This window comes from Streptomyces sp. WELS2 (assembly GCF_013870595.1).
Taxonomy (GTDB): Bacteria; Actinomycetota; Actinomycetes; order Streptomycetales; family Streptomycetaceae; genus Streptomyces.
Map to the genome: position 1 here is coordinate 1 of NZ_JACBWZ010000156.1, position 10,541 is coordinate 10,541.

Here is a 10,541-nt window from a genome sequence, read left to right on the forward strand (position 1 = left end):
CGGTGTCCAGGTGCCATGGGGTGCGACCCGCAGCAGGGAGGAGAGGCCGGCCTCGTGGAAGGCCAGCTCGATCTCCGGCAGGCCTTCGGAGAAGTGGGCCCAGCCGTCGTAGTGCACCGGTACGACGACGTCCGCGCCGAGGACGGCCGCCGCGGCGGCGGCCCGGTGGCCGTCCAGGGACAGCGGCCGCCCGTCGAACTTCGCCGGTACGCGGGCCGCTCCCGCGTGCAGGACGGCGGCGTCGATGTCCGGTACCCGGCGGGAGATCTCCACGACCGTGCGGATCGAGGCGTTGTCACCGCTGACGTACACGGTGGGAAGCCCCTGCCCGGACAGCACGAACCCGGTGACCTCGCAGTTGACGTTGCCGTCGGCGTCCCGCTCGCCGTCCTCGGGGCCGTGGACGGCGGGGACCGCCAGCACGGTCAGGTCGCCGGCGCCGTCGGGGCGGGGCACCAAGTGGCTGGTCCACGGGGCGAGGCCGACGGCCGGTGAGCCGAGCCGCCGCGCGGACAGCGGCCCGGTGAGCACCAGCGGAGCCGACTTCGCGAAGGCGCGGCCCCGCCCGTCCAGGTTGTCCGGGTGGGCCTCGTGACTGACCAGGACCAGGTCGACCGGCCCCACCGCGTCTTCGCCGGCGGCCGGACCGGCGGTCTTGGCGAGGTACCCCTGGGGGCCCGCCGCGTCGAAGGTCGGGTCGCTGACGATCCGCAGCCCGCCCATGTCGATGACGGCCGTCGGGCCGCCCAGGACGGTGACCGCGCGGTCCTGCCGGTCCGGCCCTGTGCTGTTGATGGTTTCGTTCACGCGGTCGAGGCTAATGACAACCCCGGGTCACGTGAAACGCCTGTGCTGTCACAGCCGTGCCCGGCGCGATGATTCCGCTCCGGGGCGCCGGACCGGACGGGCACGGGACGGACCGGCGGATCGTCACCGTACGACGCGCCACCGGTTGTCGGCCGTGCCGTCGTCCGGGGCCTGCACCGCGAAGGCGCCCATCGCGGTGGAGTTGTTCTCGATGCCGAGCAGCTTCCCGCTGTGCGCGTTGCGGATCTTGAAGGTGCCGTCGCCCTGGTCGATCAGGATCCACCGGTGGTCGGCGGTGCCGTTGTCCGACCACTGCAGCACGGCGGCGCCGTCGGCCGTGGACATGTCCCGTACGCCGAGCACCTTGCCGCTGTGCACATTGCGGAAGCGGACGGCGTCACCGTCGGGGACCATCTCCCAGTCGTGGTCGGCGGTGCCCGAGTCGCTCCACTGGAGCGCACGGCCGCCGTCGGCGGTGGACATGTCCTGGATGCCCAGCACCAGGCCGCCGGCCGCGTTGGCGAGCCGGACGGACGCCACGCCCCCGGTGTTCCAGTAGACGGTGTAGTTGTGGCCGTGCGCGTCGTGGAACGGGCCCAGACCGACGGGGGAGCCGTTCGCCGTGGCGGTGAAGGCGAGCGCGGTGGAGCTGGTCCGCCTGATCGAGGAGACGTCCAGGGCGGGGAGGGAGCCGAGCGCGGTGTCGCCGTAGTCGCCGGCCAGGACGACCGGGCCGTAAGTGACCGCGGCGACGCCGGGGTTGTCGTTGGCCGGGCGCAGCACGGTGCGCATGGGCAGGCGGACGGTCACGGTGTCGCCCGACGTCCAGGCGCGGGTCAGGGCCGCGTAGCTGCCGGGAGTCGTGGCGATGTCCTGTACGACGCCGTTGACGCTGACGGTGGCCCCGCTGGTCCAGCCGGGGATGCGGACGCGCATCGTCCAGGTTCCGCCGGCGTCGCCGGTGACCCGCAGGGTCGTGGTGTCGCCCGCCGGGTACGAGGTGGTCTGGGTGACGGTGATGCCGCGCTGTGTCCAGGTGAGCACCGAGGGCACGAACAGGTTCACGGTCAGGGTGGTGCCGGCGTGGAAGTACACGGAGTCCATCAGCCGGGTGTGCATCTCCAGACCCGTGCCCTGGCAGCACCAGAAGGTGGTGTAGTCGGTGCTCCAGGTGCCGCCGCCCCAGGCCGGGCCCACGCCTCGCCGGCCGCCGGGGTTGAGCGGGGTGAAGTAGGTGACGTGGCCGTGCGGGTCGGCCGGGTTCTGCTGGCCGATCATCTGGTTCAGCCACGCCTGCTCGTAGTAGTCGAACAGCTCGGCCCGGTCCGGCGTCAGCGCGAACAACTCCCGGGTGAGCGTGAGCATGTTGACGGTGTTGCAGCTCTCACAGGTGTCCTGCCGCAGGTAGGCGGCGATGGCGTCCGGGGCCCGGAAGTGCTCCGCCTGGCTGTTGCCGCCGATGGCGTAGGTGTGGGCGTGGACGCAGAAGTTCCAGGCGTTGGTGGCGATGTCCCGGTAACGGGTCGCACCCGTGGCCTTGTACTCGCGGACGGCCCCGATCCACTTGGGCACCTGGGTGTTGGCGTGCAGCCCGGCCAGCCGGTCCTCGCCCGCCGCCAGCGGATCGAACACGGCGGCGTGGTCGAACCGCTGGGCGACGGTCAGCCATCGCGCGTCGCCGGTCTGCTGGTACAGATCGGTCAGGACGGCGTTCATGCCGCCGAACTCCGTGCCCAGCATGGCCTGGAGCTGCGCGGTGCTCAGCCGGCCGGTACGCCGGTCGACCCAGCCCGCCAGGGCCAGCAGCACATCACGGGCCTGTGTGCTGCCGATGTACCGCCACACGTCCAGCAGACCGGTCAGCGTCTTGTGGATGGTGTAGTACGGCACGTTCCCGTTGGACAGCGTGCGCGCCTCCAGGGCGGTGAAGTCGGACTCGGGATAGCCGGCGAGGTATCCCGCGCCGAACCCGGCGGCGCCGTTGTTGGCCTGGCACTTGGCCAGTTCCGCGACCATGTACAGGGCCTTGTCCCGGTAGACGCCGTCCCCGGTCACCGCGTACGACTGTGCCCACGCGGTGAGGAAGTGACCCTGGACATGGCTGCGGAAGGGGAAGTCGGGGGCCTCCCAGCCCCCGGTGGCGGCCGCGCCGTTGGTCGGCAGACGGTGGTTGGCGCGGAAGTTGTACAGCAGCCGGTCGACGTCGACGAACCGCAGATAGCTCTGGGTCCGGTTCTGGTTGTCCAGCCACCGGCTCGCGGTCAGCCGGACCTGGCCGAGCTCGAAGGGGGAGGCCTGGGTTCCGATGTCGGACCGGGCGGGGGGTACGACCGCGTGGGCGGCGGAGCCGCCGAGGACGGGGCCCACGGCGGACGCCGCGGCGGTGGCCCCGGCGAGCTGGAGGAGACGTCGTCTGCTGACGGAGGGGGACATGGACACACCCTTTCGGTGGGAGCCCGTGCTGGTGGGGGACGCGCGGCGCGTACCTCCAATGTCCGTGATATCGAACGTTGTTCGCGAAATCGTCGAGAACATAGTGGGGCGCCCGACGGGCCGTCAATGTCATGGACATACGCAATCGGCCGCCGTGGTCACTTCCCCGCGCCGTCCCGCCCACCGGGACCGGCGCCGAGGGCGCCGTCGACGCGGCGCGCTGACGGAGTCCGTCCCGTGAAGGGGGCGTACGCCGCGCCGCCCGGGTCCGCTCCGGCGCGCCCCGTCCACCGCGCGTCCGCGGGCGTGTTTCCCGCCGGCCGGACACCGCTGTCGTGCCACTGTGGCGCCGCCGAAGGGCGCCGGTGGTGTGCGGGGCAGGGCATGCCGCCGCGCGTGGAGGGAGCGTGGGAAGTGAAACCGGGGAAGGCCGCGTGGGCGGGCATCACGGGGACGGACGACGACGCCTGTCGAGAAGCGTTCGACACGGTCCTCTCCGGGACGGACGAGAAGACCACCACCCACGCGTACCTGCGCCAGGTGGTGGATCGGCTGCCCGCCGGCGCACGCTCCTGGACATCGGCGCCGCCCAGGGCACGACGACGCGGTATCTCGCCCCGTCCTTCGAGCGCGTCGTGTGCGTCGAGCCGAGCGAGCCCGTGCGGCGCGTGCCGGTGCGGGCGTGCCCGCAGGCCGAGGTGGTGGCCGGACCGGTCGGGGAGGCCCGCATCGAGGCGCAGGCCGATCTGGCCCCGCTGTCCCACGTGCGCAGTCGGCGGTGACGACGGCACGCGTCATGGAGTGGGTGGCGCCGGGCGGCGTCCTGCTCGTGCTGCCGCAGAATCGCGCCCGGCACCCCGAGGGCACACCGAACGCACCCGCCCGCCTTCTGCCGTGTCAGCCGCCGGCGTGGAGCCGGTGTGCGCCGGCCGGGACCGGTGCGAGCCGGTAGGCGCCTTCATGGGTGACGACACGGCCGGCGGTGGGCGGTGGGAAGTGGGTGCCCAGGACGAGGGTCTCGGTGTCGGCGAGGGCGCCGAGCAGCGAGCGGCGCGTCGCCTCGGACCGTTCGGGGTCGATGTCGACGCAGGCGCCGATGGCGGGGTGGGCGAGCTGGACCGGGTGGTGGACGCAGTCCCCGGTGATCAGGGCCTTCTGTCCGCGGCTGGTCAGCTCGACGGCGAGATGACCAGGGGTGTGCCCGGGGGTGGGGATCAGGCGCAGGCCCGGGACGATCCGGACGCCCTCCGCGGGCACGTCGACGAGGTCGAGCAGTCCCGCCCGCTCCACCGGGATCACGGAGTCGCGGAACATCTGCCTGCGCGGCTCCTCCATGTCGTACCCGGCCCAGAACTCCCGCTCGGCGCGGGAGGTGAGGTGGCGGGCGTTGGGGAAGGTGGGGACCCACTCGCCGTCCACCTTCCGCGTGTTCCAGCCGACGTGATCGGCGTGCAGGTGGGTGAGGATCACCAGGTCGACCGAGTCCGGGGGGAACCCGGCGGCGGCAAGGCGCTCGGGATAGTCGGTGTCCAGGTCGTGCCACGCGGGATTGGCCCGCTCCTTGCCGTTGCCGATGCCGGTGTCCACCAGGACCCGCCGCCCGGCGACGGTGACGGCGAAGCTGTGGCTGTCCAGGCGCGGGACCCCCGCGTCGTCCGCGAAGTGCGGACGCAGCCACTCCTGCCCGGTGACCAGGTCCGGAGTGGCACCGGGCAGCAGCCACGGTCCGGTCGCGGGCGGCAGGGGAACCTCGTCGACGCGGTGGACGACGAGGTCGCCCACGGTCCAGGAGGGTACGGCGGTCGGGCCGGTGGCCGGGGGAGTGCTCATGATCGGTCGTCTTCCTTGGGGAGGGGCGTGCGGCGGTGCGTGGTCCGGCGCCGGGTCCGGGACTCCGCGACACGCTTAACGCAATCGGTTTGCGTTAAGGAACCGTAGGTCCTAGAGTCCCGTTAACGCAAACATTTGGCTTTTGGTGCCGGATCCGTTCCGCCGCTCCTGCCGTTCGAAACCTCCTCCAGCCCCCCCAGACCACTCCAGCTCCGAGGGAGAACGTCCATGTCCTCCGCCGAACTCACCCCAGCGGAGGCGGCCCGCTGGGCCGCCCGCGCCGGGCTCCCGCTGCCCGCCGACCGCCACGCCGTGGTCGCGGCCACCGCCGGTCACATCCACTCCGTCGTCGCGGTCCTGCGGGAGCTGGACTTCGACGACACCCCGCCCGCCCTCGCCTACCGCGCCGAACAGGAGACGCACGATGCAGCCCTGTGAACTCCCGCTGAGCGTCGCGGCCGAGGCGATCCGGGCCCGTCGGCTGTCCCCCGTCGAGCTGGCGGACTCCGTCCTCCAGCGCGTCGAGCGGGTGGAGCCGCACCTTCGGGCGTACGTCGCCGTCACCGCCGAACGCGTCCGCCGGGCCGCGCGGGAGGCCGAGCGCGAGATCGCGGCCGGCCGCCACCGTGGTCCGCTGCACGGCATCCCGATGGCCCTGAAGGACCTGATCGACGTCGCCGGCGTGCCGACCACGGCCAGCTCCCGGGTCAGAGCCGGGCACAGCGCGCGGACCGACAGCACGGTCGCCGCCCGGCTGTCGGCGGCCGGCGCGCTCCTGGTCGGCAAGACCCACACCCACGAGTTCGCCTACGGCCTGACCACCCCGCAGACCGGCAACGCCTGGGACACCGGCCGGGTCGCCGGCGGCTCCAGCGGAGGGTCCGCCGTGGCCGTCGCCGCGGGCACCGCCACCTTCGGCCTGGGCACCGACACCGGCGGGTCGATCCGGGTGCCCGCCGCGCTGAACGGAGTGGTCGGCCTGAAGCCGACCTACGGCCTCGTCCCCCGCCACGGAGTCACCTCGCTGTCCTGGTCACTGGACCACGTCGGCCCGATCACCCGCACCGTCGAGGACGCCGCCCTGGTCCTCGCCGTCCTCGCCGGACACGACCCCCGCGACCCCGCCTCCCTGACCACGCCCGCCACCGACTTCCGGCCGGCCGCCGGCACGGACCTCACAGGGCTGCGCGTCGGGGTGCCCCGCAACTACTACTTCGAGCACGTGGACGCGGAGGTGGAAACCGCCGTCCGGAGCGCGATCGACCAGCTCGAAGCCCTCGGCGCACGCCTCGTCGACGTGGAGATCCCCATGACCCGCTACATCCAGGCCACCCAGTGGGGCTTGATGGTGCCCGAGGCCACCGCCTACCACGAGCGCACCCTGCGCACGGTCCCGGAGCTGTACCAGGCCGACGTCCGCGTACTCCTCGAGGCCGGCGAACTGATGCCCGCGGGGGACTACCTGCGGGCCCAGCGCTCGCGCACCCTCATGCGGCGGGAGTGGGCGCACATGCTGCGGGAGGTCGACCTGATCGCCGCCCCCACCGTCCCGGCGACCGCGGTGAAGGCCGGCCAGGAGACGATCACCTGGGCCGACGGCACCGTCGAGAACGTCTCCGACGCCTACGTACGCCTGTCGTCCCCCGCCAACATCACCGGAGTGCCCTCCCTGACCGTACCGGTCGGCCTCGACGGGGCGGGCCTGCCGATCGGCATGCAACTGCTCGGGCGGCCGCTCGGCGAGGGCGTGCTGCTGCGGGCCGGCCACGCCTACCAGCAGACCCGGCCCGCCCCCGCACTCGCACCGGCGGCCTGAAACCCGTCGGCCCGGCCGGGCCACCCCGGCCGGGCCGCCCCGGCCGGGCCGCCCGCGCCAGACGCAATGAATGAGCTTTAAGCTGGTTGCCATGAGCAGGCAGATGGTGCGCCCCGGCGGACGCAGCGCCCGGGTCCAGGCGTCCGTGCACGCCGCCGTACGCGAACTCGCGTCGGAGCTGGGCCGGGACGCCCTGACGGTTCCGCTGGTCGCCCAGCGCGCCGGCGTGACGCCTTCGACGATCTACCGCCGCTGGGGGGACCTGCAGGAACTGTTGTCGGACGTCGCGGTGGAGCGTCTGCGGCCCGACACCGAGCCCGAGGACCACGGCACCCTGTCGTCCGACCTGAGCGCCTGGGCCGAGCAGTTCCTCGACGACATGGCCGCCCCCGCCGGCCGTGCCTACATCCGTGACGCGCTGCTCGGCGACCCGGACGGCGGCAACGCCGGCCGGTGCTCCGACTACGCCGCCGCGCAGATCGACGTCATCCTCACCCGGGCCGCCGAGCGCGGCGAGCCCACCCCCGGGACCGAGGCGGTCATGGACCACATCGTGGCGCCCCTGATGTACCGCATCCTCTTCCGCCCGGACGGACTCGACGCCTCCTACGCCCGGCGGCTCGTGACAGGACTGCTCACCCCGAACCGCCGGTGACGGCCCGGTTGTCAGTGGCGGGTGGAAGACTGCCCGGCATGATCGAACCGAACCCGAAAGCGGACCTTCTCCGATATCTGCAAGAGGCGCGGGACGCGCTGCTGTGGAAGCTCGACGGGCTCTGCGAGTACGACGTCCGCCGCCCGCTGACCCCCACCGGAACCAACCTGCTGGGGCTGGTCAAACACGTCGCCGGCGTGGAACTGGCGTACTTCGGCGACACCTTCGGGCGCCCGTTCTTCGAGAAGGAGCCGCCGCCCTGGTGGTACACGCGCGAGGCGGAGCCCAACGCGGACATGTGGGCCACCGCCGAGGAGTCACGGGAAGAGATCGTGGGGCTGTACCGCCGGGCGTGGGAGCACGCGGACGGCACGATCGCGACGCTGCCACTCGACGCGACCGGTCACGTCCCGTGGTGGCCCGAGGAGCGGCGGGAGGTGACCCTCCACCACGTCCTGGTGCGCGTCGTCTGCGACACCCAGCGCCATGCCGGGCACGCCGACATCGTGCGCGAACTCATCGACGGGTCCGCGGGGTACACGCAGGGCCAGGACAACCTGCCGGCAGCGGACCGGGCCTGGTGGGAGAGCCACCACCGCCGGCTGGAGCGCGTGGCCCGGGACGCGGACGGGGACCGGTCCCGCCCCGCCGGCGCCGACCCGTCGGACCGGCAGGTCCGGGAACTCGATCCACCGGAATCGAACGGGAGGGTGCCGGCGGCACCGGACCGTCCGACGGGCTGAGCCGGTGTCAGGAGACCACCCGCAGAAGGGTCGGCCATCCGGTCCGGTTCAGCGGGCGGAACATCTTCCAAGGACCATGTGCCCCGAGGAACCGGGCCGGATCGTCCTCGCCAGCCCCGGCCTGGTGTCCCGGCCGCCTTGCCGTCGGACACCGGATGGTGCTCCCTCTGGAAGTCCATGACGGCGTCCCGGGTCTCCTCACCGGGTGCCCGAGGGACGGCGTACCGTTGTCTCGGTCCGCCGGGCCGGTCGGTCCGTAGCCGGAGCGCGCCTCATCTCGGCATCAACTCCTCGACGAGTTCCCTCATCCGCTGCGACGGGGAGATGCTGAGTTCGCGTTCGAGCATCTCCTTGTAGTCGCGGTAGCACTTGTACGCGCTCGCCACATTGCCTTCCGCGATGTGTACCTCCATGACGATGCGCCGGGCGGTCTCGCGTACCGGATCGATGCCCACGGCCGCCAGGGCGACTTGCAGCGCGGGAACGAACCGGTGCGTCTCCTGGAGCTGCTGGGCCAGGGTTTCCAGGACGTGCAGCCGCAGTTGGTCCCACCGTTCGCGTTCGATGACCAGCCAGTCCTCCGGCCACTCCGGCAGCAGGTCCTGGCGCAGTGCCTCGATGAGCTCGGTCTCGGTTCCGGGGGGCGGGCTGTGCCCGGACGTCACCTCGTCGCCGGCCCTGCACGCTTCGTGCAGGTCGACGCGGACCGTCGGTGCCAGGCGGAGGCTCTGGCCGATGGTCTCGACGACCGGCACGGCACAGGACCGTCTGGCGTGGCACAGGGCGGACCGCAGATTGCCCGCCGCACGGTACGGCGTGCAGTCGGGCCACAAGTGCTCGGCCGCCCAGGCCCGCTGGGTGCCGTCCTTCTGGAGTGCCAGAAAGGCCACCAGGCGCTGCGCACCCCTGGGCAGGGGAATCCTTCGGCCGTTGTGTGACAGTTCGAATGTCTTCAGCAACTGAAGACGCGCATCGCTTCCAAACACTCCACCACTGTGCCGTCAGCAGGGGGCAGGCGCATGTGCAGTGTGCGTCGGCCGGATGCCGGCACGGAGGAAACCCGTGCAGGTCACGCGCTTTTCCGGTGCCCGGTTCCGGACCGGAAACGCACCGGCAACGCGCTCGGCACGCAACTCGAACGCTCGTGCAACGCGCGGGGGCCGGACCCGAAACGGCTCTCCCCGACCGCTCTGTTGTCCGTTCAATGAGGCGTCGGCCGCCGATGCGGCACCACGAGCCGCGAGAGAAAAATCGCGGCCTGTCCCGGACCGGTCCTGACCAGAGGAGTCGCAGTCCGGACAGACGCCCGCCACGCCGTACGGACGCGGCCGGGACGTGCGGACAACGCCTGCGGAACGGTGTCCTGCGACGGTCGGATTCAGGCAACGCTCCGGAGCCGGGGCCGGACCCGACGGCCGCCTCGATTCCCGGCGTTCCCCTCCCGCGTTCCCGCGTACGTGCCCGCTCGGCGGCAGCCGACGCGCGGCGGAGAAGTGGACCGATGAACGTTCGCTCGGTACTCGACGGCCTTGCCGACGAGGACGGCCTCCTCGTGACCCCCGGGTGTGCGTCGCCGTACTGGACGGGCCGGTGGATCTGTCCCATCCGTGTTTCACGGGTGCGGACCTGACGAGACTCGACACGCTCGTCCAGGACGAGGCCGGGCAGGGGCTGATGTCGCTGCACGGCACCCACGTCACCAGCCTCCTGTTCGGGCAGCCGGGCAGTCCGGTGACGGGCATGGTCCCGCGCTGTCGCGGACTGTTGCTGCCGATCTTCCGGGACTCCGCCGAGGGACGCGTCCCTCAGCTGGATCTGGCCCGGGCGATCGAGCAGGCCGTCGAGCACGGTGCGCACGTCATCAACATCAGCGGTGGCCAGCGCAGCGCCGACGGAAAGTCCGAGGGCATGCTCGAGCGGGCGCTCGGGCTGTGCGACGACAGAGGCGTCCTGGTGGTGTCCGCGGTAGGCAACGACGGATGCGACTGCCTCCAGGTTCCGGCGGCCTCCCCGTCGGTGCTCGCCGTGGGAGCGTCGGGAACCGATGGCGAGCCCCTGGAGATGAACAACTGGGGCGCGATGTACCGCAGGAACGGTGTCATCGCTCCCGGACAGGACATCGAGGGAGCCGTCCCGGGCGGCGGCGTCCGAGCGCTGACGGGGAGCAGCTTCGCCACTCCGGCGGTCGCCGGTACCGCGGCCCTGCTGACGGCCGCGCAGCTGCGGCAGGGGGTCCGGCCCGATCCCAAGGCGGCGG

General features: G+C 72.3%; 9 protein-coding genes and 1 pseudogene. 6 read left to right on the forward strand and 4 right to left on the reverse strand.

Annotated elements, in window-relative coordinates; translation table 11 throughout:
- On the reverse strand, window positions 1-723 hold a 723-nt coding region (locus H5J33_RS12525), incomplete at its 3' end, for an MBL fold metallo-hydrolase (RefSeq protein WP_399552815.1).
- A 207-nt stretch (window positions 724-930) separates the two neighbouring features.
- On the reverse strand, window positions 931-3,240 hold the full coding sequence (locus H5J33_RS12530; RefSeq protein ID WP_181794979.1) for a beta-L-arabinofuranosidase domain-containing protein: 2,310 nt from the start codon (window positions 3,238-3,240) through the stop codon (window positions 931-933).
- 635 nt (window positions 3,241-3,875) lie between these two features.
- Between H5J33_RS12530 and H5J33_RS12535 the strand changes: the two genes are divergently transcribed.
- Complete coding sequence (locus tag H5J33_RS12535; RefSeq protein WP_181794980.1) at window positions 3,876-4,022, forward strand: hypothetical protein; 147 nt, start codon at window positions 3,876-3,878, stop codon at window positions 4,020-4,022.
- A 115-nt stretch (window positions 4,023-4,137) separates the two neighbouring features.
- On the opposite strand, the gene H5J33_RS12540 is transcribed toward H5J33_RS12535, so the two are convergent.
- Window positions 4,138-5,070 (reverse strand): MBL fold metallo-hydrolase, encoded by a 933-nt coding sequence (locus tag H5J33_RS12540; RefSeq protein ID WP_181794981.1) that lies wholly within the window; start codon window positions 5,068-5,070, stop codon window positions 4,138-4,140.
- A 228-nt stretch (window positions 5,071-5,298) separates the two neighbouring features.
- Here H5J33_RS12540 and H5J33_RS12545 point away from each other — a divergent pair, with 228 nt between their 5' ends.
- From H5J33_RS12545 to H5J33_RS12560, 4 genes and pseudogenes are all read left to right on the forward strand, one after another.
- Window positions 5,299-5,508: a hypothetical protein gene (locus tag H5J33_RS12545; protein ID WP_181794982.1), complete on the forward strand. Its 210-nt coding sequence runs from the start codon at window positions 5,299-5,301 to the stop codon at window positions 5,506-5,508.
- Entirely contained in the window at window positions 5,495-6,886 is a 1,392-nt protein-coding gene (locus H5J33_RS12550; RefSeq protein WP_181794983.1) for an amidase, read from the forward strand. The genes H5J33_RS12545 and H5J33_RS12550 overlap by 14 nt, the downstream gene beginning before the upstream one ends.
- Before the next feature lie 91 nt (window positions 6,887-6,977).
- On the forward strand, window positions 6,978-7,541 hold the full coding sequence (locus H5J33_RS12555) for a TetR/AcrR family transcriptional regulator (RefSeq protein ID WP_181794984.1): 564 nt from the start codon (window positions 6,978-6,980) through the stop codon (window positions 7,539-7,541).
- A gap of 38 nt (window positions 7,542-7,579) precedes the next feature.
- A pseudogene (locus H5J33_RS12560) lies at window positions 7,580-8,170 on the forward strand (DinB family protein); the annotation flags it as partial.
- A 386-nt stretch (window positions 8,171-8,556) separates the two neighbouring features.
- On the opposite strand, the gene H5J33_RS12565 reads toward H5J33_RS12560, so the two are convergent.
- A complete protein-coding gene (locus tag H5J33_RS12565) occupies window positions 8,557-9,174 on the reverse strand; it encodes a bacterial transcriptional activator domain-containing protein (RefSeq protein ID WP_181794986.1) in 618 nt (205 codons plus the stop codon).
- A gap of 700 nt (window positions 9,175-9,874) precedes the next feature.
- On the opposite strand from H5J33_RS12565, the gene H5J33_RS12570 reads away from it, so the two are divergent.
- Window positions 9,875-10,541: S8 family serine peptidase (locus tag H5J33_RS12570; protein WP_220212272.1), on the forward strand; the 667-nt coding region annotated here is incomplete at its 3' end.

Excerpts from the sequence above, each read along its gene's own strand:
- H5J33_RS12530 (WP_181794979.1), bottom strand. The coding sequence starts at position 3,240 with ATGTCCCCCTCCGTCAGCAGACGACGTCTCCTCCAGCTCGCCGGGGCC.
- H5J33_RS12540 (WP_181794981.1), bottom strand. The coding sequence starts at position 5,070 with ATGAGCACTCCCCCGGCCACCGGCCCGACCGCCGTACCCTCCTGGACC.
- H5J33_RS12545 (WP_181794982.1), top strand. The coding sequence starts at position 5,299 with ATGTCCTCCGCCGAACTCACCCCAGCGGAGGCGGCCCGCTGGGCCGCC.
- H5J33_RS12550 (WP_181794983.1), top strand. The coding sequence starts at position 5,495 with ATGCAGCCCTGTGAACTCCCGCTGAGCGTCGCGGCCGAGGCGATCCGG.
- H5J33_RS12555 (WP_181794984.1), top strand. The coding sequence starts at position 6,978 with ATGAGCAGGCAGATGGTGCGCCCCGGCGGACGCAGCGCCCGGGTCCAG.